This is a genomic window from Psychrobacter cibarius (genome assembly GCA_030686115.1).
In the GTDB taxonomy this organism is placed as follows: Bacteria; Pseudomonadota; Gammaproteobacteria; order Pseudomonadales; family Moraxellaceae; genus Psychrobacter; species Psychrobacter cibarius_C.
In genome coordinates, this window is the sequence record CP131612.1 from 2,656,497 (window position 1) to 2,682,529 (window position 26,033).

At 44.7% G+C, this 26,033-nt stretch carries 26 protein-coding genes; 20 read left to right on the forward strand and 6 right to left on the reverse strand.

Features of this window, described 5'->3' with window-relative positions; all coding sequences use genetic code 11:
- Positions 1 to 88: 88 nt before the first annotated feature.
- The 10 genes from uraD to Q6344_11320 all read left to right on the forward strand — a co-directional run bounded on the left by uraD (position 89) and on the right by Q6344_11320 (position 9,146).
- Positions 89 to 610, forward strand: a complete 522-nt coding sequence (gene uraD / locus Q6344_11275; protein WLG13174.1) for a 2-oxo-4-hydroxy-4-carboxy-5-ureidoimidazoline decarboxylase — start codon at positions 89 to 91, stop codon at positions 608 to 610.
- 42 nt (positions 611 to 652) lie between these two features.
- Entirely contained in the window at positions 653 to 1,021 is a 369-nt protein-coding gene (uraH, locus tag Q6344_11280; GenBank protein ID WLG13175.1) for a hydroxyisourate hydrolase, read from the forward strand.
- Positions 1,022 to 1,134: 113 nt separating this feature from the next.
- A complete protein-coding gene (locus Q6344_11285) occupies positions 1,135 to 2,460 on the forward strand; it encodes a urate hydroxylase PuuD (GenBank protein WLG13176.1) in 1,326 nt (441 codons plus the stop codon).
- 110 nt (positions 2,461 to 2,570) lie between these two features.
- The gene (gene puuE / locus Q6344_11290) at positions 2,571 to 3,551 is read left to right on the forward strand and encodes an allantoinase PuuE (protein WLG13177.1); all 981 of its coding nucleotides are present in this window, start codon (positions 2,571 to 2,573) and stop codon (positions 3,549 to 3,551) included.
- Positions 3,552 to 3,606: 55 nt separating this feature from the next.
- Positions 3,607 to 4,443 carry a bifunctional allantoicase/(S)-ureidoglycine aminohydrolase gene (locus Q6344_11295; protein ID WLG13178.1) on the forward strand — a complete coding sequence of 279 codons (837 nt, stop codon included), beginning with the start codon at positions 3,607 to 3,609 and terminating at the stop codon, positions 4,441 to 4,443.
- A gap of 182 nt (positions 4,444 to 4,625) precedes the next feature.
- Complete coding sequence (locus tag Q6344_11300) at positions 4,626 to 5,174, forward strand: ureidoglycolate lyase (GenBank protein WLG13179.1); 549 nt, start codon at positions 4,626 to 4,628, stop codon at positions 5,172 to 5,174.
- A gap of 241 nt (positions 5,175 to 5,415) precedes the next feature.
- A complete protein-coding gene (locus Q6344_11305) occupies positions 5,416 to 5,691 on the forward strand; it encodes a Trp family transcriptional regulator (GenBank protein WLG13180.1) in 276 nt (91 codons plus the stop codon).
- Between the two features lie 112 nt (positions 5,692 to 5,803).
- On the forward strand, positions 5,804 to 7,222 hold the full coding sequence (locus Q6344_11310) for an anthranilate synthase component I family protein (protein ID WLG13181.1): 1,419 nt from the start codon (positions 5,804 to 5,806) through the stop codon (positions 7,220 to 7,222).
- Positions 7,223 to 7,255: 33 nt separating this feature from the next.
- Positions 7,256 to 7,903, forward strand: coding sequence for an aminodeoxychorismate/anthranilate synthase component II (locus Q6344_11315; protein ID WLG13182.1), 648 nt, complete (start codon positions 7,256 to 7,258; stop codon positions 7,901 to 7,903).
- Between the two features lie 295 nt (positions 7,904 to 8,198).
- Positions 8,199 to 9,146 carry an EamA family transporter gene (locus tag Q6344_11320; protein ID WLG13183.1) on the forward strand — a complete coding sequence of 316 codons (948 nt, stop codon included), beginning with the start codon at positions 8,199 to 8,201 and terminating at the stop codon, positions 9,144 to 9,146.
- A gap of 163 nt (positions 9,147 to 9,309) precedes the next feature.
- Here Q6344_11320 and Q6344_11325 read toward each other — a convergent pair whose 3' ends face one another.
- The 3 genes from Q6344_11325 to Q6344_11335 all read right to left on the reverse strand — a co-directional run bounded on the left by Q6344_11325 (position 9,310) and on the right by Q6344_11335 (position 11,718).
- On the reverse strand, positions 9,310 to 10,053 hold the full coding sequence (locus tag Q6344_11325) for an amino acid ABC transporter ATP-binding protein (protein WLG13184.1): 744 nt from the start codon (positions 10,051 to 10,053) through the stop codon (positions 9,310 to 9,312).
- Between the two features lie 91 nt (positions 10,054 to 10,144).
- Positions 10,145 to 10,882 carry an amino acid ABC transporter permease gene (locus tag Q6344_11330; protein ID WLG13185.1) on the reverse strand — a complete coding sequence of 246 codons (738 nt, stop codon included), beginning with the start codon at positions 10,880 to 10,882 and terminating at the stop codon, positions 10,145 to 10,147.
- Positions 10,882 to 11,718 carry a transporter substrate-binding domain-containing protein gene (locus Q6344_11335; GenBank protein WLG13186.1) on the reverse strand — a complete coding sequence of 279 codons (837 nt, stop codon included), beginning with the start codon at positions 11,716 to 11,718 and terminating at the stop codon, positions 10,882 to 10,884. Before Q6344_11335 ends, Q6344_11330 begins: the two co-directional genes overlap by 1 nt.
- Positions 11,719 to 11,739: 21 nt before the next feature.
- Between Q6344_11335 and Q6344_11340 the strand changes: the two genes are divergently transcribed.
- Entirely contained in the window at positions 11,740 to 11,928 is a 189-nt protein-coding gene (locus Q6344_11340; GenBank protein WLG13187.1) for a hypothetical protein, read from the forward strand.
- A gap of 104 nt (positions 11,929 to 12,032) precedes the next feature.
- On the opposite strand, the gene Q6344_11345 is transcribed toward Q6344_11340, so the two are convergent.
- Complete coding sequence (locus tag Q6344_11345) at positions 12,033 to 12,818, reverse strand: UTRA domain-containing protein (GenBank protein ID WLG13188.1); 786 nt, start codon at positions 12,816 to 12,818, stop codon at positions 12,033 to 12,035.
- A 305-nt stretch (positions 12,819 to 13,123) separates the two neighbouring features.
- Between Q6344_11345 and Q6344_11350 the strand changes: the two genes are divergently transcribed.
- The 5 genes from Q6344_11350 (at position 13,124) to hutI (ending at position 20,418) form a co-directional block, all read left to right on the forward strand.
- On the forward strand, positions 13,124 to 14,842 hold the full coding sequence (locus Q6344_11350) for a urocanate hydratase (protein ID WLG13189.1): 1,719 nt from the start codon (positions 13,124 to 13,126) through the stop codon (positions 14,840 to 14,842).
- A gap of 70 nt (positions 14,843 to 14,912) precedes the next feature.
- Complete coding sequence (locus Q6344_11355) at positions 14,913 to 16,274, forward strand: YjiH family protein (GenBank protein ID WLG13190.1); 1,362 nt, start codon at positions 14,913 to 14,915, stop codon at positions 16,272 to 16,274.
- A 119-nt stretch (positions 16,275 to 16,393) separates the two neighbouring features.
- Positions 16,394 to 17,956: a histidine ammonia-lyase gene (gene hutH / locus Q6344_11360; protein WLG13191.1), complete on the forward strand. Its 1,563-nt coding sequence runs from the start codon at positions 16,394 to 16,396 to the stop codon at positions 17,954 to 17,956.
- Positions 17,957 to 17,983: 27 nt separating this feature from the next.
- Positions 17,984 to 19,030, forward strand: a complete 1,047-nt coding sequence (gene hutG, locus Q6344_11365) for a formimidoylglutamase (protein ID WLG13192.1) — start codon at positions 17,984 to 17,986, stop codon at positions 19,028 to 19,030.
- Positions 19,031 to 19,092: 62 nt separating this feature from the next.
- Complete coding sequence (gene hutI, locus Q6344_11370; protein ID WLG13193.1) at positions 19,093 to 20,418, forward strand: imidazolonepropionase; 1,326 nt, start codon at positions 19,093 to 19,095, stop codon at positions 20,416 to 20,418.
- Positions 20,419 to 20,582: 164 nt separating this feature from the next.
- On the opposite strand, the gene Q6344_11375 is transcribed toward hutI, so the two are convergent.
- Together Q6344_11375 and gdhA are read right to left on the reverse strand one after the other, a co-directional pair.
- A complete protein-coding gene (locus Q6344_11375) occupies positions 20,583 to 21,167 on the reverse strand; it encodes a PepSY domain-containing protein (protein ID WLG13194.1) in 585 nt (194 codons plus the stop codon).
- A gap of 195 nt (positions 21,168 to 21,362) precedes the next feature.
- Positions 21,363 to 22,709, reverse strand: a complete 1,347-nt coding sequence (gene gdhA / locus Q6344_11380; GenBank protein ID WLG13195.1) for an NADP-specific glutamate dehydrogenase — start codon at positions 22,707 to 22,709, stop codon at positions 21,363 to 21,365.
- 636 nt (positions 22,710 to 23,345) lie between these two features.
- On the opposite strand from gdhA, the gene Q6344_11385 reads away from it, so the two are divergent.
- The 4 genes from Q6344_11385 to Q6344_11400 all read left to right on the forward strand — a co-directional run bounded on the left by Q6344_11385 (position 23,346) and on the right by Q6344_11400 (position 26,000).
- Positions 23,346 to 23,708 (forward strand): roadblock/LC7 domain-containing protein, encoded by a 363-nt coding sequence (locus Q6344_11385; GenBank protein ID WLG13196.1) that lies wholly within the window; start codon positions 23,346 to 23,348, stop codon positions 23,706 to 23,708.
- 272 nt (positions 23,709 to 23,980) lie between these two features.
- Entirely contained in the window at positions 23,981 to 24,475 is a 495-nt protein-coding gene (locus Q6344_11390) for a PAS domain-containing protein (protein WLG13197.1), read from the forward strand.
- A gap of 3 nt (positions 24,476 to 24,478) precedes the next feature.
- A complete protein-coding gene (locus Q6344_11395) occupies positions 24,479 to 25,225 on the forward strand; it encodes a PhnD/SsuA/transferrin family substrate-binding protein (protein ID WLG13198.1) in 747 nt (248 codons plus the stop codon).
- A 157-nt stretch (positions 25,226 to 25,382) separates the two neighbouring features.
- The gene (locus Q6344_11400) at positions 25,383 to 26,000 is read left to right on the forward strand and encodes a hypothetical protein (protein ID WLG13199.1); all 618 of its coding nucleotides are present in this window, start codon (positions 25,383 to 25,385) and stop codon (positions 25,998 to 26,000) included.
- Positions 26,001 to 26,033: the final 33 nt, after the last annotated feature.

Here is a 26,033-nt window from a genome sequence, read left to right on the forward strand (position 1 = left end):
TTATTATTCGATAAATACTACTTTAGCATGAGATGTTATCGAGAAATGTTACTCCACTGCTTTTGTCAGCAAAGAAAAGGATGTCATAGTGAAATTATCTTTACAGCAGTTTAATGAGCTCTCAACAGCTGAGGCAATTTCACATCTATTGACCTGCTGTACCAGCACCCATTGGGCGCAGACTTTAGAAAAAAAACGTCCTTTTGCTGATATATCTACATTACTTGCTCATAGTGATGATGCTTGGGCACAAGCACGGACAGCAGAAGCCCAGTTACTAGAGGCTTTTGATGGTCATCCACAAATCGGCAACGTCGACTCGTTAAAAGAAAAATACCGCAACACGCAAGACAGTGCTGCCCATGAGCAGTCGGGTGCTAATGATGCCAATGACGAGGTGATTGAAGCTTTGGCTCAAGGCAATCAAGATTACCTTGATAAATTTGGCTTTATCTTTATCGTATTTGCCACTGGTAAGAGCGCGCAGCAAATGCTCGATTTATTGTTAGCACGCTTGCCCAATGATCGCGCTACTGAGCTGGTCAATGCGGCGGCTGAGCAAAATAAAATCACCCGCTTACGTTTACAGAAACTGCTGAGTGACGCTTAACGCATTCAGCCCATCTGACTCATTTACATAAAAGGAATTATTATGTCAGGTACTCTCTCATCGCATATTTTAGATACCCATCTGGGCAAACCAGCCGCTGGTATTTCCGTGACGCTAGATCGCGTAAGCGCAACTGGTGAGGCATCTCTATTAGCCAATGGCGTCACCAACGCGGATGGACGCGTGGCACCAGATAGCTGGTCGTTTGATCCAACGATTGATATTGCTGAATATCACTTAGATGTTGGTCGTTATACCTTAACCTTTGATACGCAGTCTTATTTCGATGCACAAAATCTCACGGCTTTTTATCCACAAGTAGTCATTGATTTTATGATAAGTGATAACGGTCACTATCATGTACCGCTATTGCTTAGCGCACATGGCTACAGCACATACCGCGGCTCGTAGTTTTTGACACCACTCTATAAAGATGCATCATAAAAGCACGTCGCCATAGCAAAACGCGTCGAAAGATTGAAAAAAGCTGAACAAAAGAAAATTGTAAAAAGGACATTTGCAACATGGGCGCTTATTATCTCGATTGGTTTAACTTATTTTTTCGCTGGTTCCACGTCATCGCTGGCGTGGCATGGATTGGTGCGTCTTTTTACTTTGTTTGGCTAGATCTTAGTTTACGTAAACCACCACAGTGGAAGGCTGACAAAGGCATTTCAGGCGACTTATGGGCGGTACATGGTGGCGGCTTTTATGAAATTGCCAAATACAAGCTTGAGCCCGAAGAGATGCCAAAGACCCTGCACTGGTTTAAATGGGAAGCTTATACCACGTGGCTGACGGGTATGGCGATGCTCTCTATCGTCTACTATGCCAATGCGACTGCCTACTTGATTGATCCCAGCAAAGTCGATTTTGGTAGTAGTATCGGTGCCATTTCGACCAGTTTGTTATTTTTATTCGGCAGCTATTTCATTTATGAAGTAATTGTCCGCAGCCACTTGGGCAAAAACTCGTTTATTTTTAGCACCATTATTTTTATCCTATTAATCATCGCCTGCTGGGGTTCTTATCAGCTATTTAGTGACCGTGCTTCGTTCATTCATATCGGTGCTATCTTAGGTACTGTGATGGCAGGTAATGTGTTCTTTGGCATTATGCCTGCTCAACGAGCGCTGGTAGAATGCGTGAGGCGTGGTGAAAAACCAGGCAAAGAAGTAGCGGACTTGGCACTACAAGCAAAAAACCGCTCGCTGATGAACAACTATTTTACCTTACCGCTGATCTTTACCATGATTAGCAACCATTATCCGATGATGTACTCTCATGCTCACGGCTGGTTGGTATTGGTATTTGTGGGTATCATCACGGCTATTGTACGTCACTATTTTAACCAAAAGCATTTAGACAATCATAAGCCGCGTTATTTGGTCATCCCTGCTGTCTTAACTGTATTATTAATTATTTGGATGCGCCCAGAACCAATTGAGCCATTACCTGTTGTCAATGCTGCAGTCGCTGCTGAAACGGCGACACCAAATAGTGTGCCACCAACAACTACTGATAGTGCAGTCGACGGTTCTACTATAAGCACTGATGCCGCCTCAAATGAAAATATCACTGCCGACGTCGTGCCAATAACTGCCTCTGCTGATGATGCCATTATGGATGTCGTGCACACGCGCTGTAGCACGTGCCATGCCGCTCAGCCTACTCAGCAAGGATTTGCCGCGCCGCCAGCTGGTATCATCTTGCAAACACCGACCGACATGAAAACTCATAAAGCAAAAATCGTCACTGCCGTACAAACGGGCTATATGCCACTGGGTAATCTCACAAAATTGACGGATGAAGAACGTCAGCAAATGGTGGCTTATGCATCGGGATTATAGATAAAGGCCGTAGATAAAGGCCGTAGATAAATATTATATAGATCAAAAGTTACGCCTTATTTTGCTTTAATTGACTTAAGTTGCTTTAAAATATTTAGGATATATTGACAATGACCAAAAAAATAATCAGCGATTTCAATCAAGACGCCTACCCTCGCGACTTAAAAGGCTATGCTGATACGCCGCCAAAAGCCAACTGGCCAGGCGGCGCTAAAATCGCTGTACAGTTCGTCCTCAATATCGAAGAAGGCGCAGAAAATAGCGTGATTCATGGTGACGGTCAATCAGAGCAGTTTTTATCGGATGTCTTGGGTACGCCAGAATTTAACAATCGTCATCAGTCGATTGAGTCGGCATTTGAGTATGGTAGCCGTGTGGGTGTTTGGCGAGTATTAGACACTTTTAAAGAATACGGTTTACCTATTACGACCTTCACTTGCGCTGCTGCTGCCGAAAAAACGCCGCATATTATCGAGCGAGTATTAGAAGATGGGCACGAAATCGCCAGTCACGGTCTGCGCTGGATTACTTATCAAAATATGTACCGCGAGACCGAGCGCGAGCATGTGCGCCGTGCCACTGAAATATTCGAGCGCATGATCGGTGGTCAGCCGCTTGGTTGGTACACGGGACGAGATAGCCCGAATACTCGTGAGTTGGTCGCCGAACAAGGTGGCTATATTTATGACTCCGACTCTTACGCGGATGAGCTCCCTTACTGGCTCAATGTCAAAGTAGAAGACGGTAATAAAATCGCTCGTAAGCCGCATTTGGTCATTCCCTATACCTTAGAGACCAATGACATGCGCTTTGCCTCAAGCCCAGGCTTTACCAACGCCGAGCCTTTTTATCAGTATTTAAAAGACAGCTTCGATACCTTATACGAGGAAGGCGCGCACACGCCCAAGATGCTGACCATCGGTTTACATTGCCGCATCATTGGTCGCGCCGGTCGCATCATTGCCCTCAAAAAGTTTTTGCAGTATATCACTAGCAAGCCCGATGTGTGGGTATGCCGCCGTGATGACATTGCCAAACACTGGTATAAGAACCATCCAGCCACAGCCGATAACACTGCAAACTGGATGTAACCATACGTTTAGACACAAATTTATTGCGGCACAACACCACTAAGGAACATCAACAATGTCAACAAAGAGTACATATTACGCACCAACTGGCGGACTACCTCCGCAAACACAACTGCTATCTGATCGCGCTATCTTCACCGAAGCTTATGCCATTATTCCCAAACGTGTACTGACCGACATTGTTATTAGCTATCTGCCGTTTTGGACAGGTATGCGCATGTGGGTGCTTGCACGCCCACTTTCAGGTTTCTCTGAGACTTTTTCACAGTATATCGTCGAAGTTGAGCCTAATGGCGGCTCAGAAAAGCCTGAGCTAGATGCAAACGCTGAAGGTGTTATATTCATCGTTGAAGGTGAAATGGACATGACTATCGAAGGCGTGTCGCATCATCTTGAAGCGGGTGGTTATGCATTCTTACCACCCAGCTGCAAATGGACGATAAAAAACAATAGCGACAAGCACGTTAAATTCCATTGGATTCGTAAAGCTTATCAACACTGTGAAGGAATTGAGGTGCCTGAAGCCTTTGTAACCAGCGATCACGATGTTGAAGCGATTGAGATGCCGGGTACTGATGGCGTATGGGCAACCACCAGATTTACCGAGCAGTCTGATATGCGTCACGACATGCATGTGAATATCGTCACTTTCCAACCAGGTGGCGTGATTCCATTTGATGAAACTCATGTGATGGAACATGGTTTGTATGTCCTAGAAGGTAAAGCCGTCTATCACTTAAATGGTGAATGGGTAGAAGTTGAGGCAGGTGATTTTATGTGGCTACGCGCATTTTGCCCACAATCTTGTTACGCCGGCGGACCGGGTCCATTTAGATATTTACTATATAAAGACGTGAATCGTCATATGCCGTTTATTCGCCCAGCACGATAAGCACTGCGCAATAAATAATAACCAGAACAACAAAGCATTCAGAACGATGAGCAATATAGCGGCATAATCGTTCATTCGAATATGTCATTTATTCCCAGATGTTGATTTAATTCGCGTACGGGCTTATGGCAAAGTGGCTCATAGCAATTATAAACAGTGATCACCAAAAGTAAGGCAAAGTCATGAGTACTCTTATGAAGACTACGATCGTTGCAAGACCTTTAACCAAAGCTGAGTTTGCGCCCTACGGCACCGTAATAGAACCCTATGACAAGGCAGCACAGACGCCTGAAAATAGCTACCATATCAATAAAGGCTATGCCTGCCGCCATCACGCCATCGCTGAAGCCAAACTTGACGGCGGCGATGTCGGCATGAGTATCTTCCGCGCCAAAAAGCGTGAATTTCCTATTGCCTTATCGGTCATGGAATATCATCCGTTTGGCACGCAAGCGTTCTTTTCGATGAATGGTCAGGATTATATCGTCATCGTTGCGCCTGCTGGTGCGCCGCCACAGTCTGCGGATGATTTGACCGTGTTTTATGTCCAATCTCATCAAGGTGTGCAATACGATGCCAATGTCTGGCATCATCCGCTACTTGCCCTCGGTTGTGACTCTGATTTTTTGGTGATAGATCGTATCAATGGTGAAGGCAAAAACTGTTATGAGCTAGATATAGAGGATTGGCAGGTGCAAATTGAACTTGCCAGTGAGCACTCTTCCGTTTAATTAGGGTCTGTAAACGAGCTGTTAACCATTCATAAACATAAAGCCAGTTAATAAAGATTATCTGGCTTTATGTTTATAAATTTGGGATCCATCCTATATAAATAATCATCTTCCAAAACACAGTGCCCATTTAACAGCAGTAGCAAAACATCTACATAGGCTACTTGCCTTTTGTGTACTATCGTACTAGAATACTGAAACGAAGTAAGCTTCCCTTTTCTTTTCCATTAAGATGAATGTTATGAGCACAGACCCTTATCAAAGCTTATTAAGCTATTTAGCCAGTTGTCATGACAGCACCGCTATCGACCTACTATTCAGTGCGCTATTGACGGAAAAAGAGCAGCAGGAAATTGCGAATCGTATCCGCATTTTTGATTTGCTTGAGCGCGGTGTCACCCAACGCGAGATATCCGAGCAGCTAGGTGTCGGTATCGCTACCGTCTCGCGCGGCGCCAAAGCCATGCAAGTTCACGATGTGAGTGCCTTACTAATGACTCATAGACATGACTCATAGAAAACATTCATAAAAGACACAGCTGAAAAGGCCGCTTAATTCATCAGAAACTAGAGTTTTAAATTCTCTTACTTTTTATTTGATCAACCATTGAACCAATTTGGATATTGTTATGACCTCTCCTAACTCAAAACCTGAGCAACCTGCTGCTATTGATATTCCTAGTAAACCACAGCGCATTAAACTCACTCAGGATATTGATTTCTTTGCGTTGTTCAAACGTATTGAGCGCGCTTTTGAGACCTGCTATTTGCTCGAATCATTGGGCGAAGATGGACATATGGCGCGTCATCACGCGATTGGTTTTGATCCAGTGATGACCATTGCTGCCATCGATCGTACAACCCTCGCGATTACTGATAATAAAACCGCTGAAACCACTCATTATCAAACGGATAATCCTTACGAGCTACTGCGCAAAATTACGCCGCAGCACGTCATTGCTCGCGACCAAAGCGGTGGTCTTGTCGGTTATTTGGGTTACGACAGTGTCAATTTCTTTGAACCCAGTCTCAATGCTAAGCCGAGCGATGACTTTGAACCGTTTAAATTTGGCGTATATTTGGATGGTCTAACGCTCGATAAGATGACCGGTGAGATTTTCTACTTTTATTATCCAACTGCGCAGCAAGAAAATCGCATCGAGCAAATCAAAGCGCTACTTGATGAGCAAATTCCAAGCTATGAGCCGCCTACAGTTGAGTTTTTGGGTGACGGCATGAGCCAAGAAGAGCACGCTAAAGCCGTCATGCAAGTCAAAGAAGACATCATCTCAGGGCGTATCTTTCAGTGTGAGGTAGGTTTTAAATCCAAATACCGTATTGCCGGCGATAAAATGCCCATTTATGAGAAATTGCGGTCGGTCAATCCGTCGCCGCACATGTATTTTATGAAATTTGCCCAGCAATGCATCATTGGAGCGTCACCAGAGCTGCTATTTCGCTTGCGTCAAGGTGAGATGGAAACCTATCCACTGGCAGGTACTGCCAAGCGCGGTGTCGATGTCATCGAAGACCGACAGCTTGCCCGTGCATTGCTAAACGATGCCAAAGAGATTGCCGAGCACAATATGTTGGTCGATTTGCATCGCAATGACATTGGCCGTGTGGCACAATTTGGCACTGTCAAAGTACGTAGTCTCATGGATATCAAACGCTTCTCTCACGTGCAACATATCTCGTCTGAAATCGTCGGAATCTTACACCCTAATGAAGATATGTTTAGCGCCCTTGCCAGTAATTTCCCCGCTGGGACGTTGTCAGGCGCACCGAAAGTTGAAGCGATTAAAGTTATTAATGAGCTCGAACCCGATGGTCGAGGTGCTTATGGCGGTGCGCTTGGATCGTTTAACTTTAATGGTGACTGTATCTTTGCCATTCCTATTCGCAGCCTATTCATCAACGGCGAGTCTGCCTATGCGCAAACCTGTGGCGGCAATGTCTATGACTCCAATCCTGCTGATGAATATCTAGAAATTCAGCGTAAATTGTCTGCCATGAAAGTAGTCTTAGACAGTTTGATGAACCCGTAAATTGCTTATATTTTGCCAAAGAGTGGATAACCCATGAATGTTTTAATTATAGATAACTACGACTCCTTTACCTTTAATCTTTACCAATATATCGGCGAGATTTTGCAGACGATGGACGCCGATAAAGCCGCAAACGTCATTGTTAAACGTAACAATGAGATAACGTTAGCAGATGTACAAGCCATGAATCTTGACCGCATCATCATTTCACCCGGTCCTGGCGCTCCTGAAGACCCCGCCTACTTCGGTATTTGTGCCGAAGTAATTGAAGTTATGGGTAAGACGACGCCGCTATTGGGTGTCTGCTTAGGTATGCAAGGCATCGCGCATGTGTTCGGCGGCGATGTGGTACGGGCGAGCGTGCCAATGCATGGCAAGGTATCCTCCATTCGCCATGATGGCGCGGGCGTCTATCAAGGCTTGCCACAAGAGATTGAAATCATGCGCTACCACTCATTGATGGTAAAAGCAGACACCTTCCCAGATTGCTTGGCTGTCACAGCTGTCGTCGCCAATAATGCTCATGCTGAGTTCAGCCTAACCGAATCTGCGCTAGCAGGTGAGGAGATTATGGGACTACAGCATAAAGACTATCCCATTCAAGGTGTGCAGTTTCACCCAGAGTCATTTGCGACGGAAGGTGCCAAACGCTTGCTGACGAATTTTTTACTACAATTGTAAATCTTGATGCTTAAGTTTGGGGGATATGACACCAAAGGGTGATAAGCTAAAGACATAAGCCATAAACAAGCGTACCTCTAACTCAAATAAATTGAATTTTGTGTCTGACTAACTTGCGTTCGAACTTAATTAACGCTTTAATGATAGACTGAAAAAATAAACAAAAGACAGCCCTTACTCGGGTTGTCTTTTTCTTATTTCAGTATTGTATGATGCCATTAGCTAAAAGGCTTGGACAGTTTGAGGTTTTGAGTTTAAGCATGGGTTTTGATATCACATAAAAATAGAGAGCGATATGACAAACACTGGTAGCGTAATGTCAGCACGGCAGTCATGGATAGGCACCATTCAAATTATCATAGCCGCTGTCTGCTGGGGTACCTTGGGGATATTCTCGACTTACCTCAATCAAATCGGCTTTAGTGGCTGGCAGATTACGATCTTACGTATCGTAACCGCGGCTTTTCTTATTCTTGTCATGCTACCAAAACTATGGCCGCATCTTATCAAGCTTCGTCGAAAGCAGTGGCTTGGACTGGCATTGCAGTCTTTGATTGGCGTACTTGGTATGTCGGTATGCTACTTTTTTGCTGTGATCTATGTCGGTGCTGGGCCTGCGGTTGCCTTGCTTTATACTGCGCCTGTTTTTAGCTTATTGTTTTCGGCATTCTTGCTTGATGAATCTATCACTCGCCAGTCGGCATTACTGGCGCTCATGGCGGTATTTGGTGTTGGATTGACGATGTTGGGTGAGCAAGCACAAGTCAACTGGGGCATCCTATTAGGACTGCTAGCAGGCGTCTGTTATTCCTTATACGGGGTACTGGGCAAGCGCGCGATGCACGATGCTCACCCTGCGCCTTTGGTGTTTTTTACCTCTATTATCATCAGTGCTGGTGTACTGCTATTATTACCTGAAACCTATCAAACCTATGGGCGGTTATTGAGCTTACCTTTACATACTTGGGGCTATGCCTTGGGGTTGTCTTTGATTGGAACCGTCGTGCCCTTTGCCCTTTATATGAAAGCATTAGAGAAACTACCTGCCACTCGTGCATCAGTATTTACGATTTTTGAGCCATTGACTGCCATTGCCCTTGCCATACTATTACTGCATCAATCCTTATCTTGGATTCAATATGTGGGCGTGGTATTAATCTTACTGGCAGCTTTATTTAATGCCATATTAAACGGCACTGCCACTCGCGTACCACGCTGGCTAAAAAGACGACAAAGAATTTAGTGGTGACTTTTGATTGTTTTAAATAGTTTTATATCTGTATTATCAAACGAAAAAAATCCCCAACTATAATTAATAGCTGGAGATTTTTTATTGGAACGTTACTTTAGAGCAAAGCATTGACATCATAGACAGTTGCTAAACAACTTGGAATGTCTTGATAATATTACTGTTCAATACGCTGCAAAAAGGCCTGCGTACGTGGATGAGTAGACACTTCGAACATCTGCTTAGCACTACCTTCTTCGACCACATGACCATCCTCAATTAACACCACATGATCTGCCACATCACGAGCAAATTTAATCTCATGAGTCACAACGACCATCGTCCAGCCTTCAGATGCCAGTTGCTTCATCGTGCCCAGTACATCTTGTACCAATTCAGGATCGAGCGCAGACGTTGGCTCATCAAATAATAATAATGACGGCTCGATAGCCAGTGCACGAGCAATGCCGATACGCTGCTGCTGACCACCAGATAGCTGGAACGGATACAGATCTGCCTTATCCGATAAGCCTACTTTATCAAGTAATGCCAGTGCCTGTTCGCGTGCTTGCGCCTTAGTTTGCCCTTGCACTACCGTCGGCCCAAGCATTAAATTCTCAATCGCGGTCTTATGTGGAAACAAGTTATAAGATTGAAATACCATGCCTGATTTACGCTGCAGCGCGAGCAATGTTTTTTTCTTAGGCTTGGTAGCGAAGTCGACCGTTAAGCTACCATCATCAAAAGCAATGATGCCTTGGTCAGGAATTTCCAGCGCATTCAAGCAGCGTAAAAAAGTGGTTTTACCAGACCCTGACGGTCCTAATATCACCACTACCTTGCCTTTTTCGATGGTCAAGTCGATGCCTTTAAGCACTTGATTGCCACCAAAAGCTTTGTGAATATTAGTGACTTGAATCATAAAGCTTCCTGTTGTACTGATATCTGTTTGCTAATAACACACGCTTATCGACGCGGCATTACCATCCTATACTGCCCCCATTACCAAGGGTTTATTTCGCCACATAGCGATCAAGTCTGGTTTCAAGCTTACCTTGAATAAAGGTTAAGAACAGACAAATACCCCAATAAATAATCGCCGCTTCAGTATAGACCAACATAAATTCATAGTTACGTGCCGTGATGATTTGTGCCTGCTTAAATAGCTCAGTCACCAATACCAATGACGCCAAAGAGGTGTCTTTTACTAGGCTAATAAAGGTATTGGATAACGGGGGTACTGACACCCGAAGTGCTTGCGGCAAAATGACATGACGAAAGGTTTGTAGATACGTCAAGCCTACGGTCGAGCCTGCTTCCCACTGCCCTTTTGGAATGGACAAAATAGAGGCACGCACCGTCTCCGATGCATACGCGCCAATATTGAGCGAAAAGGCAATAATCGCTGAGGGAAAAGGATCAAGCTTTACTCCGATACTTGGCAAGCCGTAGAAAATAATAAATAGCTGAACCAGCATCGGTGTCCCGCGAATGGCGGACACATAAATACGCGCAAGTCTGTATATGATTTCATGGAACCAGCCAGCACGCGGTACGATACGAATCAGCGCTACTGTCAGCGCAATAGCCATACCAATCGCAAATGAGATCAACGCCAGCGGTATCGAATAATAAATACCGCCTTTAAGCATTGGCCAAAATGAATTGATGACAATTTGCGCCCGCGCAGGATCCATAAATGGTAGTAGTGCCAGTAACTCAGCTAGCATTGACGTGATAGACGCTAGCATTATTTTTGTTGACTTATATCAGCACCAAAGAACTCTTCGCTAAGCTTGGTCAGCGTCCCATCGGCTGCTAATGCGGCCATTGCTTCATTCAATTTTGCCACCACAGCGTCATCCCCTTTGATGAGTACTAGACCTGAACCAGTCTGCTCACTCGCAGGCGCCGTCAGTTTGATCTCAAGTGCTGCATCTGGGAATTTTTTGAGATAATCCAATACTGCCAGATTGTCATTCATCGTGAAGTCAGCACGGTCTTGCTTAACCAGTTGAATCGCTTGCGCCATACCATCGACAGGGACGATTTCTGCGCCGTAGCGTTCTGCAAGCTCACCATAGTTGCTGCTCAGTGATTGCGCAGTACGCAGACCTTTTAAACCTTCCCAAGAGCTATAACGATTGTCATCAGTCGGTGCTAGTACAACCGCGCCCGACCAGCTATATGGCATGGCTTTGTCATACTTAGCCAAACGCTCAGGCGTGGTCAAGCTTACTTGATTGGCCACCATATCGAAGCGTTTTGAGTCAAGACCTGCCAGCATAGCATCCCACTGAGTCTCTTTAAATTCGACGTCTACGCCTAGTTTATCCGCAACCGCACGTGTCACTTCGACATCATAGCCAGTTAGCTTGCCACTCTCATCATGATAGGTAAATGGCGGATAAGTACCCTCTGTACCGACATTGATGGTGCCACCATTATTGATACGTTGCAGCAAATCAGAGCCACCCGTCGCGGCACTGTCTGTCGCATTGGTTTCTGCTTCATTGGTAGTAGACTGACCACAAGCGGCAAGTAGCATAGTACTGGCGGCAAGTGCTAAAAGAGTACGACGTTTCATAAGACGTCCTTATAAGAGTGAATGAATAATACAAAAAGGTATCGTGCCAATAAAACCATAGCAACAAATAAGAATAAGACCAGCACAGGCAAATACTATAATAAAGTATTTGCGCCGCATTATTTAGCTCTGGCTGCTCGATTTGAGGATGCTCAGCATATTTTTCAATACCGTTTCTATATTATCTTTGAATTTTTGGGCATTTTTTAGGCAGATATTAACGTTATTATTGCCGATTAAATAGCCATTTATTCATATACTAGCGCACTTCAGAAAGAATAAACGTACAAAAACAGTGAGCATGCGTAAGACTATTATAGTTCACCGGAGAATTGATAGCGATCGCCTGCATGCCACATCTTCACAAAGGTCAATACTCGACCTGCTGAATACGTCTGACGGCGCAATACCAATGTCGGCGACTGCGGTGCGATTTGCAGTAGCGCAGCAATCTCATCTGGTGCCGCCAGTGCACGAATAGTATAGCTGCCGCGCTCTAGTGGACTTTTGGCAATGAGATAATCACTGGTATTGACCACACTAAAATCCTGCTCAATAAATTCTGACACCTTTTGCGCATCCACCCAGCGCTCTTCGAACTGTATGGGCTGACCATCCGCAAAGTGAATGATTTTTACCTCGTATAAAACAGCAACGTCGCTGCTACTATCTGCGCCAGTACTGTCATCCATTACGGTTGTATCAGCGCTTGTATTAGAAGACACAGCTACTTCATCAATATCAAATTTACGCCGTAATTCATCATCCAATATCGCAGCCGTAAGTATGCGTTTACTCACCACTTGCGCCTGATAATCGCGGTTGGCAGATTTTAAATCCTGCGCGATATTGCGCACTTCTACAAAGGTATGATTGAACTGTTGCTGGGCGACAAACGTCCCCGACCCTTGCCGGCGCTCTAGCACTCGCTCTTCGCTCAGCTCTTTTAGGGCGCGATTGACCGTCATACGCGATACGCCAAACTCTTTTGCCAACGCCATTTCTGTAGAAATTGCATTGCCCGCTTGCCATTTACCAGAGTGAATATTGTCTAATATGGCGTTTTTTATGCGCTGATATGCCGGAATCGTCTTTGTCATGTCCGTGTTTAACCGTTAGTTTTACCAGTAATAGTAGCGCCATAATATCACGAGATAACGTCATGAACCTTGGCAAAACACTGTGACATTTATCTATCTACCAAAATCCTCACAAAAATAATTGAGTCATTCATAAAAAATTGCTTGCATGAAAAAAGTATCTTTGATAATTTGTATATACAACTTTACGACAGTACTAAAAAATCTGCGTCATCTAATCGATGTTCCACTGAATTTATAGACTGACGGTAAAACACTTACTTTGATTACTTTATCGTCTTAACAGATATCACAAGGATATGATAATGACTACTGACCATGGAACCAATAAAGAGACTAAGCTGACTCGCCGTGATGAGAGCCGCGAAATCGCTGCGCCCACGGGCAGCACATTACATTGCAAAAGCTGGCTGACCGAAGCACCTTATCGCATGCTGCAAAACAATTTGCATCCTGATGTGGCCGAAAACCCAAAAAGCCTAGTCGTCTATGGTGGTATCGGACGCGCAGCCCGCAATTGGGAAAGCTACGATCAAATCCTAGCGTCATTAAAAGAATTGGAAGACGATGAAACCTTATTGGTGCAATCTGGCAAACCAGTTGGCGTGTTTCAAACGCACGAAAATGCCCCGCGTGTATTGATTGCAAACTCTAACCTTGTACCACGCTGGGCCACGTGGGAGCACTTTAACGAGCTCGATCGCAAAGACTTGATGATGTATGGTCAAATGACAGCTGGTAGCTGGATCTATATTGGCACGCAAGGCATCGTGCAAGGTACATATGAGACCTTTGTAGAAGCAGGTCGTCAGCATTATGACGGTAGCTGGGCAGGACGTTGGATTTTGACCGCGGGTCTTGGCGGCATGGGCGGTGCGCAGCCATTAGCCGCGACTTTTGCAGGTGCAACCTCACTGAACATCGAGTGTCAGCAATCTAGTATCGATTTCCGCTTGCGTACTGGTTATGTCGATAAGCAAGCTGATGACTTAGACCATGCTTATGAGCTCATCAAACAGCATACCGACGCAGGTGAAGCGGTCTCTATCGCCCTACTTGGTAATGCCGCAGATATATTGCCAGAGATGGTCAAGCGCGCCAATGCTGGCGGTATGAAGCCTGATCTAGTGACCGATCAAACCTCAGCGCATGACTTGATCAATGGCTATCTACCAAGTGGCTGGACAGTGGAAGCATGGAAAGCTGCCCAAGAAGATTCAGAGCAACATGCAGCATTAACCAAAGCTGCCGCTCAGTCTTGTGCCGTACACGTACAGGCGATGCTAGACTTGCAGGCAATGGACATTCCAACGACCGATTATGGTAATAATATCCGTCAGGTGGCTTTTGATGAAGGCGTTAAAGATGCCTTTAATTTCCCAGGTTTTGTCCCCGCTTATATTCGTCCGCTGTTCTGCCAAGGTAAAGGCCCATTCCGCTGGGTAGCGTTATCAGGTGACCCAGAAGACATCTACAAGACCGATCAAAAAATCAAAGAGCTGTTTCCTGAAAATCAACATATCCATCGCTGGTTAGACATGGCAAAAGAGCGTATTCAATTCCAAGGTTTGCCTGCCCGTATCTGCTGGTTAGGATTGGGTGAACGTGACAAAGCAGGGCTCGCATTCAATGAGATGGTCAAAAACGGCGAGCTAAAAGGCCCTATTGTCATTGGCCGTGATCACTTAGACACAGGCTCAGTGGCTAGCCCAAACCGTGAAACTGAAAGCATGAAAGATGGCTCAGATGCGGTATCTGACTGGGCATTATTGAATGGTATGCTCAATGTCGCAGGCGGTGCCACTTGGGTATCACTACATCATGGCGGCGGCGTTGGCATGGGTTACTCGCAGCACTCAGGCATGGTGATTGTCGCAGATGGCACTGATGCCGCTGCCAAACGCTTGGCACGAGTGCTAGTCAATGATTGCGGCTCAGGGGTTATGCGTCATGCCGATGCAGGCTATGAGCTAGCGATCAAAACAGCCAAAGACTATGGTCTAAATTTGCCGATGATTAAGTAGCATACCCTTTATCCTTATAAGTGATTACTTGACATAAGGATATCATCGACATTTTATCAAGGAGGATAATATGATTGAGCAAAATACGACACTAAATCTCAAGGATGCAGCAGCGACACCAACTGAAGCACTACTGTCTAAACCTATAGCGTTACTGCAATTGATAGTCTTTAGTGCTATCGGTTTGGTCATGTTCTTTGTGCCATTTACCATTGGTGAGAAAAGCACGATTTTGTTCGATCATGGGGCAACTTATCTGGTCAATCAGCAGCATACATTGTCTGTGATGTTATTATTTTTATTGATGATCTTTGGGGTAAGCAAGCCATTTATAGACGGCTCATGGCGTAAAAATATCACCCACATGATTATGACTGCTTTTAAAATCATTGGTCTGATACTGGCAGTAATGTATGTGGCTGACGTAGCGCCTGCCTTTATGATGGAAAAGGACATGCTGCCGTTTTTGTTTGAAAAACTGGCATTACCAGTCGGTATGATTGTACCGCTTGGGGCATTAATTTTAGCATTTTTGGTGGGTTTTGGTTTGCTCGAGATGGTCGGTGTGCTCATGCAGCCGATCATGAAACCTATCTGGAAAACCCCAGGTTCATCAGCGATTGATGCTGTCGCATCCTTTGTTGGTAGCTACTCTATCGGGCTGCTCATTACTAATCGCGTGTATTTGCAAAAGCAATATTCAGCGCGCGAAGCCATTATCATTGCGACTGGATTTTCGACCGTATCAGCGGCATTTATGGTCATTGTTGCCAAAACGCTTGGTCTGATGGAGTTTTGGAACCTGTTTTTTTGGTCTACGCTAGTGATTACCTTTATCGTTACTGCGATTACTGCTCGTATTCCACCCATTAGCCTTGTAGATGATAGCGTTGAACGTCCCGCTTTAGACCATAAAAGTGGTACACGTTTGGCGGCAGCATTTGATTTGGGTTTGTCCACTTCGCGCCGTGCCACTGACCTAAAACAAATCTTATGGTCTAACTTTCGCGATGGGCTGACGATGGCAGCGGCGATTGTGCCTTCTATCATCGCGGTTGGCTTGACAGGATTGATATTAGCAAAGTATACGCCTGTATTCGATGCTTTAGGCTTGCTTCTTTATCCATTTACATGGCTTAGCGGCTTACCAGAGCCTCTGGTTGCGGCCAAAGGTATGTCAGCGGGATTGGCTGAAATGTTCTTGCCAGCACTGCTCCTCAGTGAGGCTGATATACTGACTCGCTATGTTGCAGGGGTCATCTCTATTAGCAGCGTGTTGTTTTTCTCTGCCATGATTCCTTGTGTGCTTGCCACTGAAATACCATTATCTGTCGGCAAAATGGTCATTATCTGGTTTGAGCGTGTGGTACTCAGTATTTTATTGGCTGCTGCATTCGGACATCTAGCCATGTACTTCAACTGGATTGGCTAAAAAAACAAATTTAATAACAAGTATTATGTTAACTGAAAACATTTAAAAAACGTCATTTCAACAAAGGCATGAATCAAAAATAATATAACCCATATGTCTTACAATACTAGGATCACCCTATGAACGATATCAAACAATTAACCCTACACCCTCGCCAGCTTAGCTTTAAGATGCTACGTGATATCTATGAGCAACCTGTCATATTGACATTACCTGAGAGTGCTTATGAGGCCATCGATGCCTCACACGAAGATGTGCGTACGATTATTGCCCGAGACAAAAGCGCTTATGGCATCAATACTGGTTTTGGCTTGTTAGCAAAGACCCGTATCAGTGATGATCAGCTTGAGCTACTTCAGCGCAACTTGATCGTTTCTCACTCAGTAGGCACTGGTGAAGCACTTCCTGCTGGCGTGGTACGACTGATTATGGTGATGAAAGTGGCCAGCCTAGCACAAGGTGTATCAGGCGTACGCCGCGAGGTAGTCGACAGCTTACTTGCCTTAATCAATAATCAAATCACGCCAAACATTCCGGCTAAAGGCTCTGTTGGTGCCTCTGGTGATTTAGCGCCTTTATCACACATGACGCTTGCAATGATGGGTGAAGGTGACGTGTTTGTCGCTGGCGAAAAAGTGCCTGCAACAGACGCGCTAGCCCAGCATGGACTTGAGCCTATTACTCTTGCAGCCAAAGAAGGTCTTGCACTTATCAACGGTACTCAAGTGTCAACCGCATTGGCATTACGGGGTTATTTCTTAGCGCGTGACTTGCTGGAGACAGCGACTATCGTTGGCTCCCTGTCAATTGATGCGGCCAAAGGATCGGATTCGCCATTTGATGCGCGTATTCACGAAGTACGTGGGCATCATGGTCAAATTGAAATCGCCAAAGCACACCGTCAACTCATTAAAGGCAGTGCGATTCGCGCCTCGCATGATGGTGAGCAGGATGACCGAGTACAAGACCCTTACTGCCTGCGTTGTCAGCCGCAAGTCATGGGTGCCTGCCTTGATATCATCAATCAAGCAGGTAAAACGCTACTAATCGAATCCAATGCGGTGACAGACAACCCACTTATTTTTAATAATGAAGATGGCCCAGTCGCTATTTCAGGTGGTAACTTCCATGCTGAGCCAGTCGCTTTTGCCGCTGATATTTTGGCCTTGGCAATCGCCGAGATTGGTTCTATGTCTGAGCGCCGTGTCGCTTTGCTAATCGATGCGACGCTGTCAGGTGGTCTGCCGCCATTCTTGGTCGACAATGCTGGGGTGAACTCAGGCTTTATGATCGCCCATGTGACCGCCGCCGCACTGGCATCGGAGAATAAATCTATCGCTCACCCAGGCAGTGTCGACAGTATCCCAACCTCCGCCAATCAGGAAGATCATGTGTCTATGGCGACCTATTGCGCACGCCGCCTATACGAGATGGCACAAAACACCGCCACCATTATCGGTATTGAGCTATTGGCTGCCGGTCAAGGGATTGATTTTCATCGCGGATTAGAGACATCAGAGCCGTTGACTGTGGCGCATCAGAAACTGCGCGAGAAAGTGACTTTCTATGACAAAGATCGCTACCTAGCGCCTGATATTGAAGCGGCCAAGCAGTTGGTATTAGACGGTACGCTTGCTGAGCACTGGCAGTCATTACGTAGCGACTGGTATGAGTCTAAATAAGCGTTAGATAATTAAAAGGAATTAGCAATGGCCATGACGAAAATTAGCACAACCGTGAGTCACACAGCGGCTGACATGATGCTGTGGACCGGCCGTGCAGAGCTATTTGAGACGGCACGTGCCCGCTACTGGTATCAGCTTGCTCAGCCTTATGAGAGTCAAAATATTGGGCTAATTGGCTTTGCATGTGATCAAGGGGTCAGACGTAATCAAGGCCGCGTGGGTGCTAGAGCAGCCCCGCCATTAATTCGTCGAGCATTTGCTACGCTGCCAGTCATCGCTGAATTGCAACAGCGCTTTGATGGACAATTATCAACCTTATTGGGTGATGCTGGTGACATTCATTGTCACGACGATGATGACTTTGCCACGAATACTCTTGAACAAGCTCAGATTAAATATGCTGAGGAAGTGAGCGCTATCGTCAAGCAAGACGGTTTGCCTATCGGATTGGGCGGTGATCATGCCATCGCTTACGGCAGCTTTTTAGGGTTATGGCAGGCTTTAGAAAGTCAAAACGATACAACTATCAGCACACATACAGCACCTACTATCGGAATTATTAATTTTGATGCCCACCTTGATATTCGTCAGTCTGATGTAGCGACCTCTGGGACACCGTTTCGCCAAATTGCCGAGCACCTTGATGCACATGGTCAGCCCTTTCATTATTGCTGTATTGGCGTCAGTCGGTTCTCTAACACGGCGGCGCTTTTCGATCGCGCTGAGCAATTGGGTGTGCATGTTATCAGTGATGAAGACTGTCATTATCAGCCTTGGGACACGCTTGCTGAGCAGGTCAAAAGCTTTATCGATAAGGTCGATATCGTGTATCTGACTATCGATATGGACTGCTTCTCTGCCAGTGTTGTGCCCGGTGTGAGTGCCCCAGCTGCTTATGGTATTGAGCTGGGTTTCGTTGAGCGCATGGTAAAAACTATCATGGTATCGGGCAAGGTAAAAATGGTAGACATTGCCGAGATTAATCCCGCCTTTGATATTGATGGGCGTAGCTGCAAGGTTGCTGGTCGATTGCTGGCCACTATTATAGAACAGCATTTACTTGTCGCTTAGGTCTTACACACCAAGATCTTACAAACACACGTCACTCGCCTCCCAATAATTAGGAGCATATTATGAATGAATCAGAGAATTCTAAGAATAAGACAATCGATGCATCTATTATGACATCGTTTGATCACCTTATTATCAATGCCAACATTGCGACGTTTTCTGCGCATTATGGTTTTGATATGTATGAAAACGAAGATGCTGATAGCGTCCCATACGGCCAGTTAGAGAACGCGGCTATCGGTATTAAAAACGGCAAAATCGCTTGGATTGGTGCACAGGATCAAATCACTGCTCATCTGCCTAATTATCAAGATGCTCAAATAACAGATATAAATGGTAAATGGATCACCCCGGGGCTTATCGATTGCCATACGCATATCGTCTATGGTGGCAACCGCAGCAATGAGTTCGAAGCGCGATTGCAAGGTGCCAGTTATCAAGACATTGCTGCACAAGGCGGCGGTATCGTTGCGACGGTTAGTGCCACCCGCGCCGCTAGTATTGAGTCGTTATTTGCACAAAGTGAAAAACGCTTAGTTGCTCTTATGAAAGAGGGCGTCACCAGCATCGAAATCAAGTCTGGTTATGGCTTAGACTTAGACACGGAACGCAAAATGCTCACGGTCGCTTGCCAACTGGGAGAGAAATACGATATTCATGTGAGCACTACTTATCTAGCAGCACATGCCCTACCACCTGAATACAAGTCTCACATGCAGGACCGCACAGACGAATACATCGAGCAAGTCTGCGAGTGGCTACCCATCTTGCATTCAGAAGGCTTAGTCGATGCAGTCGACGGCTTTTGTGAAAATATCGCCTTTAGTACTGAGCAAATCAGACGCGTTTTTGAAGTGGCACGCTCATTAAATATCCCAGTTAAACTGCACTCTGAGCAATTATCTGACATAGGTGGCAGTGCCTTGGTTGCCGAATATAAAGGGCTATCAAGCGACCATTTAGAGCATTTATCAGAAGACGACATTAAAAAAATGGCAGCAAGCAATACCGTTGCAGTTCTATTGCCCGGCGCATTTTATACCTTACGTGATACCAAATTGCCACCCATTGAGGCATTACGTAGACACCAAGTACCTATGGCTATTTCTACTGACTGTAATCCTGGCACTTCACCGCTTACCTCATTATTGCTTGCGATGAACATGGGCTGTACGCTGTTTTACTTAACGACTGAAGAGGTACTGGCAGGCTCAACCGTTTATGCAGCACAAGCGCTGGGGCTATCTAATAAAGGTAAAATAGAAGTTGGCTGTGATGCAGATTTAGTCCTATGGGATATCGCCCGCCCTGCGGATTTGGCTTATCAGATGGGACTAAACCCTATTAACGGCATTATGGTTCAAGGCAAGTGGCGTGAGACGGTATAGCGAACTGATCTAACTACTCACATTAAAAAAGCCCCAGTCATTCAATGATTGGGGCTTTTTTAATAATAAATGCACAGCTTTGCTATCTCATTTTCAAAAAACTGAGTAGCAAGAAAAACGACTATTAGCGATACCTATCATATCTATCTATCTAACTTACTTAGCTATTTCTTAAACTTATTGTTAAATACACTGCCAGTATTGGCATCAACATTTAGCCAAACGATACTATTACCTTTGAGGATATCAGCTTCATAATAGGATGCATGATCACTATAATCTCGGTCGTTTTTAAACTCAATCTCGATAACACGGCCGCCCGATTGTTTTTCAGCAATTTTCATTGCCTGTTTAACATCAATCTTCGCTTGTTTAAGTGCCTTATAATCTACCAGATCGTCACTGTCTAATCGTTCCACATCCGTACTGATCACTCTACCATTCATGGCGTCGACTTTGATTTCATAGTTTCGGCTACTGGTTACGAATTCCATCTCATACACACCGCCTTGCGCTTTATCATCATCGTGATCAAAGCTGGCACTCATCAATAGACCAGATGACTTTTTCGCCGCAATATTTATTGCTTGTTGTAAGCTTATTCTACTGGCTTTGGCGGCTTGGACCTCACTTGCTAGCGGTTGCTGCGTAGATGCATAGATTGTCGTAGTGAACATAGCCGCACCCACTACTACTGCAGCACGAGTACCCAAAGTCGTTAGCGAAAATGGCTTGAAAATCTTGCTCATAACGGTCTCCACAAAATTAATCTTATTGAGTGTTCTAAAATTATTATCTTTTAAAAAACACACATTATCAATAGGTCAATCGTATCACTTCATAAAAACCACTTTGACTGCTCACGGTAGGGTTAATCCATAAAAAACGCGCCTATCGTTAAAACAGACGCGTTATTCGTTAATAGGTGGCTATGATAAAAGTGCTTAGTTTAAAATACCGTAAGCAACCAATGCATCAGCAACTCGTTTAAAGCCAACGATATTTGCACCAGCCATATAGTTGATATAGCCATTATCCGTTTGACCATACTGTTCTGAGGCATCAGCTGCGCAGTCATGGATATTTCTCATGATATTTTTGAGGCGCAAGTCGATTTGCTCAAAGCTCTTATACTGACGGACTGAGTTTTGTGACATCTCAAGCGCAGAGACTGCTACACCGCCCGCGTTGGCGGCTTTACCTGGGGCATAATGCACCCGGTGCAAACGAATATAGTCGATGGCTTCAGCAGTCAATGGCATGTTGGCACCTTCGACAACGTATGTGATGCCATTTTCAACCATGAGCTTGGCATCTTCTTCATTGACTTCGTTTTGCGTCGCTGATGGAATCGCGATGTCACCTTTGAATTGCCACGGCTTTTGCTTCGCAAACCACTCTCCACCATAAACATCGACGTACTCAGCCAACGGTTTGCTTTTTGCTTTTTGCGCCTTGAGCCAATCAATTTTTTCTTGATTCAGACCCGCTTCATCATACAAAGTCCCTTGTGAGTCTGACACAGTAACGACGATGCCACCCAGCATATGGGCTTTTTCAGCAGCATGTAATGAGACGTTACCAGCACCTGAAACCAATACTCTCTTACCTTTGATATCGTCATTTTGCGCCGTAAGCATATTTTCTAAGAAATACACCGCGCCATAACCTGTCGCCTCAGTACGCATCAAGCTCCCACCGAAGCCAACGCCTTTACCGGTCAAAACGCCGCCGTATTCATGCGTTAAATTCTTATACATAGCAAACATATAGCTGACTTCACGCCCACCCACGCCAATGTCACCAGCGGGCACATCGATGTCTTTATTCACATAGTGATGTAGCTCACGCATAAAGGCATAGCAAAAACGGCGGATTTCACTGTCTGTTTTGCCTTTGGGATCAAAATCAGAGCCACCTTTACCGCCGCCCATTGGCAATCCAGTCAAAGCGTTTTTGAATATTTGCTCAAAGCCTAAAAACTTCAACACAGATTGGTTGACAGTCGGATGAAATCTCACGCCACCTTTATAAGGACCTAAGGCATTGCTGAACTGGACACGCCAGCCGCGGTTAACCTGAACTTCACCTTGGTCATTTTCCCAGTTAATACGAAAAGCAATAACGCGGTCAGGCTCAACGAGGCGCTCAAATATTTTAAAAGTATCATATTCTGGGTGGGCGTCGTATAACGGCGCAATCGTAATTGCAACTTCTTTTACCGCTTGAACGAATTCAGGTTGATGGGCGTAACGCGCTTCGACTTTTTCGATGGCCTGACTGATACTCATATCTTTTCCTTAGGGTAAAAATGGTGATCGTGCTTACTTACACCGATATCACGTCGTATGACAACAAACGAGAGGATTGTAGACACTGGTGTAAAACTGAAATTGCCTCGACACGCTGGCTTGTGTAGAGACAAGTGGGATTAAAAAAGCTGACTGAATTTATGCCTAGATGCCATATTCAGAGACAAGAACATTTTTTATCTCATAATATATATCATTTTTGAGGCGTATAAGTCTAGTAAATATCACCATCATGAAAAGTTATAAGCGATTTTTATTGGCACAGTCTAGCGTGCGCCTTTGCATAGCACCTTGAGATGCCGACTGATGAGCTTACAGATCTCATTGATTGTGCTAAAAATAGTCCTGTATTACTAAAAAATCTTCGTTTTTCTAATCGGTAAATAAATCAAATATTAATGGAAATTTGTGTATTGATAACCGTTAAGTAAAGACGAAAGGTCAATAATCAGCACCAAACGGTATAAAAGACCCAAAAAATTGGCTTTTTGCTCGAGCTGATGTATATCAATATTAACAGCAAGGGTTTATAATAGCCGACTTAGTCAACATTTATTCTCCACCATTACTAACTGTTATTTTATCAATTGAATAACCCGTCATAGAGAAAGCGATATGCGTACAGATTCATTCCAGCAAATTTTGGAAGACCTAAACAGCTCATCAGCCGATGTTGAAGCATCTGCCCTTATTTCTAACGATGGTCTGATGATTGCCTCAGCACTACCAACGGGCGTTGATGAAGACCGTGTTGGCGCTATGTCAGCGGCTTTATTGTCATTGGGTGACCGCGCAGGTCGTGAGTTGGCACGTGGTAGTATCGATCGTATTATGATTCAAGGTGAAAAAGGCTACGTGATTATGACCTCATCTGGAGATGAAGCGGTACTTACTATCATGGCAAAACCGAATGCAAAACTTGGTTTGATATTCTTAGATATCAAGCGTGCCTCAGAAGCCCTTGCAAAACTTATCTAATTGGTAAATTTGGATTTTTGTCGATAACACATTTTTTATTATTTAATGTCATATAGCACATAGCGCGACTGATAAATATGACTTTAAATCAAAATGAAGTGACTGTCTCATAAAAAATATTTAAGATGGCACACATTATTTGTATGGAATAATAGCCTGATAGATATTGGGACGACGACTGAGCTGAAAGGCAACATGATGTTATCGACAACTACCACACCAGATTGGCTTTTTAATGATTATAAATATAACGATAAATAAAGGAGATTACGATGGGTTCTCCAATCCCTGATGCACATAAGCCTGATATGCCCGCTGAGCAGATTACTCTGACTTATTATGATGGTACATCACGGACTGTCTATGATACTGGTATTGAACGCCCCTATCCTGATGGCAAGCTGATTGTATCGCGCACCGACTTGGATGGTGTGCTGACTCACGTCAACGATGCTTTTGTCGAAATCAGTGGCTACAGCGTTGATGAGCTTATTGGTCAGCCACAATCTATTTTGCGCCACCCTGATATGCCAAAAGCCGCTTATAAAGATTTGTGGGATACCGCAGCGGCTGGGCAAAAATGGCATGGCTACGTTAAGAATTTATGCAAAGATGGTAGTCACTATTGGGTCTATGCGACCGTTGTGCCAAACATTCGTCGCGGCGAAACAGTGGGTTATACCTCGGTACGCCGTAAGCCATCGCGTAGCAAAATCGAAGCGGCTATGGCTCAGTATGCCCAAATGAATCAAAATGAGGAAGGCTAAATCATGACGACACACAATATGTTAATCGCCCCTGATTTTTCTCCTGAGCGTTTTGCAGGCTGGCACATGTTTAATATTTTGATTCAAAAACGTGCCAACCTGAATATGCATCTGAACATACCTACCTCACATGCTGAACAAGAGCAAATCATTGAGGCAGGTGACATTCAAGTTATCTATGCCAACCCATTTGATGCAGCCGCTTTGATCCGTGAACAAGGTTATCGTGCTGTTGCACGCCCTATCGGCAAATCAGATGAGATGGTCATTGCTGCGGCAAACAGTGATATCAAGCGCTTAGAAGACATTAAAGCGGGTGCGACCGTAGCAATGGCAGACAACCGTGATGTTAAGCTGATTGGCTTACGCTTGCTAGAAGCTGTGGATATAGAAGAGTCTGATCTTAACTGGGATATCACTGAAACTTATCAGGCAGCCGCCCGTAAAGTCATCAAAGGTGATGCTCAAGCGGCCTTCTTCTTAGCAGAGATTTTTCATAGCTTTTCACGCTTGACCAAAACTCAGCTGTCAGTGCTAATCGAAAGTGATTTGGCAGACATTAGCCATGTATTACTGATTAAAGATGGCTTTCCTGATACAGAAATATTCATGAATGCGATCCTGAACTTGCATAATGATGACGATGGTAAAGAAGCATTGGCTGAACTTGGCATGCCTCAAGGGTTTGAAGCCATGGACGAAGAAGATGCTGAATTTATGATAGATTTGATGCAAACTTTACTTGATTAATTATTAATTACTACTTATTAATTGGCACGTTGCACCGCTTCGCTTAGTGAAGTCATAGCCTATTGTCGCTCAATAGTGGCTATATCATTTTGACCATACGATATTAGCCATAAGCTGTTAGCCATATAATAGACACTATGACTTAAAGGACACTATTATGTCTGATTTAGACCTTATCAAAGAAAATGAGATGGAAGCGCGCCGAGTATTTCGTTTATATTCGCGTAAAGTGTTTTTGGCACCCAATAACCGTCATTTTCATGAACAACGTATCAATGCCGCATTACTTTTAACCGAAAAAGAGCCGCTACAAGGTGCCGTCGCAGACTTTTTTTATGGCTGTTGGTATGACATTCCTTACGATGTAAATAATCTGTTTACGCGTATTAAAGATCGCTTGTACCCTCATGTCCAGCAAGGGTTTCGCGATTGTATTAGTAAGAAGCGATATATTCAACGCAATAGTATGCTGGCGACTCGCTGGAGTGTTCTGATATCGCCGTCTCTCAATGAGCAAAAACAGCGATTGCTTATCAGTAGCGATGACGCCAAAGAAATATCCAAAGACATCACCGCTGAGCTCATGCAAGCGCGTGAAGATAAGGATTGGGGCACGATTGAGCAGATCGAAAACGAATTCTTTGCTCACTGTATCGCTCGCAATGATCGACTTGCCTTCTCGTTAGTATGGTTTCGCTTGGGTAAAAGCGACTGGCAGTTCGATGAGCGCTGGAACAACTGTCAACAGCATCTTGATCAGACCATCAAGACCTAATTTATCGCCGATTTAACCCTTTCATCACAATGG

What these genes read in the sequence shown, in the direction of transcription:
- Q6344_11350 (WLG13189.1), top strand. Translation starts at nt 13,124, where the DNA reads ATGACTACTGACCATGGAACCAATAAAGAGACTAAGCTGACTCGCCGT.
- Q6344_11325 (WLG13184.1), bottom strand. Translation starts at nt 10,053, where the DNA reads ATGATTCAAGTCACTAATATTCACAAAGCTTTTGGTGGCAATCAAGTG.
- uraH (WLG13175.1), top strand. Translation starts at nt 653, where the DNA reads ATGTCAGGTACTCTCTCATCGCATATTTTAGATACCCATCTGGGCAAA.
- Q6344_11310 (WLG13181.1), top strand. Translation starts at nt 5,804, where the DNA reads ATGACCTCTCCTAACTCAAAACCTGAGCAACCTGCTGCTATTGATATT.
- Q6344_11395 (WLG13198.1), top strand. Translation starts at nt 24,479, where the DNA reads ATGACGACACACAATATGTTAATCGCCCCTGATTTTTCTCCTGAGCGT.
- Q6344_11305 (WLG13180.1), top strand. Translation starts at nt 5,416, where the DNA reads ATGAGCACAGACCCTTATCAAAGCTTATTAAGCTATTTAGCCAGTTGT.
- Q6344_11320 (WLG13183.1), top strand. Translation starts at nt 8,199, where the DNA reads ATGACAAACACTGGTAGCGTAATGTCAGCACGGCAGTCATGGATAGGC.
- Q6344_11315 (WLG13182.1), top strand. Translation starts at nt 7,256, where the DNA reads ATGAATGTTTTAATTATAGATAACTACGACTCCTTTACCTTTAATCTT.
- Q6344_11300 (WLG13179.1), top strand. Translation starts at nt 4,626, where the DNA reads ATGAGTACTCTTATGAAGACTACGATCGTTGCAAGACCTTTAACCAAA.
- hutI (WLG13193.1), top strand. Translation starts at nt 19,093, where the DNA reads ATGAATGAATCAGAGAATTCTAAGAATAAGACAATCGATGCATCTATT.
- Q6344_11400 (WLG13199.1), top strand. Translation starts at nt 25,383, where the DNA reads ATGTCTGATTTAGACCTTATCAAAGAAAATGAGATGGAAGCGCGCCGA.
- Q6344_11340 (WLG13187.1), top strand. Translation starts at nt 11,740, where the DNA reads ATGAATAATACAAAAAGGTATCGTGCCAATAAAACCATAGCAACAAAT.
- Q6344_11285 (WLG13176.1), top strand. Translation starts at nt 1,135, where the DNA reads ATGGGCGCTTATTATCTCGATTGGTTTAACTTATTTTTTCGCTGGTTC.
- Q6344_11335 (WLG13186.1), bottom strand. Translation starts at nt 11,718, where the DNA reads ATGAAACGTCGTACTCTTTTAGCACTTGCCGCCAGTACTATGCTACTT.
- Q6344_11375 (WLG13194.1), bottom strand. Translation starts at nt 21,167, where the DNA reads ATGAGCAAGATTTTCAAGCCATTTTCGCTAACGACTTTGGGTACTCGT.
- gdhA (WLG13195.1), bottom strand. Translation starts at nt 22,709, where the DNA reads ATGAGTATCAGTCAGGCCATCGAAAAAGTCGAAGCGCGTTACGCCCAT.
- Q6344_11355 (WLG13190.1), top strand. Translation starts at nt 14,913, where the DNA reads ATGATTGAGCAAAATACGACACTAAATCTCAAGGATGCAGCAGCGACA.
- puuE (WLG13177.1), top strand. Translation starts at nt 2,571, where the DNA reads ATGACCAAAAAAATAATCAGCGATTTCAATCAAGACGCCTACCCTCGC.
- Q6344_11385 (WLG13196.1), top strand. Translation starts at nt 23,346, where the DNA reads ATGCGTACAGATTCATTCCAGCAAATTTTGGAAGACCTAAACAGCTCA.
- hutH (WLG13191.1), top strand. Translation starts at nt 16,394, where the DNA reads ATGAACGATATCAAACAATTAACCCTACACCCTCGCCAGCTTAGCTTT.
- Q6344_11345 (WLG13188.1), bottom strand. Translation starts at nt 12,818, where the DNA reads ATGACAAAGACGATTCCGGCATATCAGCGCATAAAAAACGCCATATTA.
- Q6344_11330 (WLG13185.1), bottom strand. Translation starts at nt 10,882, where the DNA reads ATGCTAGCGTCTATCACGTCAATGCTAGCTGAGTTACTGGCACTACTA.
- hutG (WLG13192.1), top strand. Translation starts at nt 17,984, where the DNA reads ATGGCCATGACGAAAATTAGCACAACCGTGAGTCACACAGCGGCTGAC.
- Q6344_11295 (WLG13178.1), top strand. Translation starts at nt 3,607, where the DNA reads ATGTCAACAAAGAGTACATATTACGCACCAACTGGCGGACTACCTCCG.
- Q6344_11390 (WLG13197.1), top strand. Translation starts at nt 23,981, where the DNA reads ATGGGTTCTCCAATCCCTGATGCACATAAGCCTGATATGCCCGCTGAG.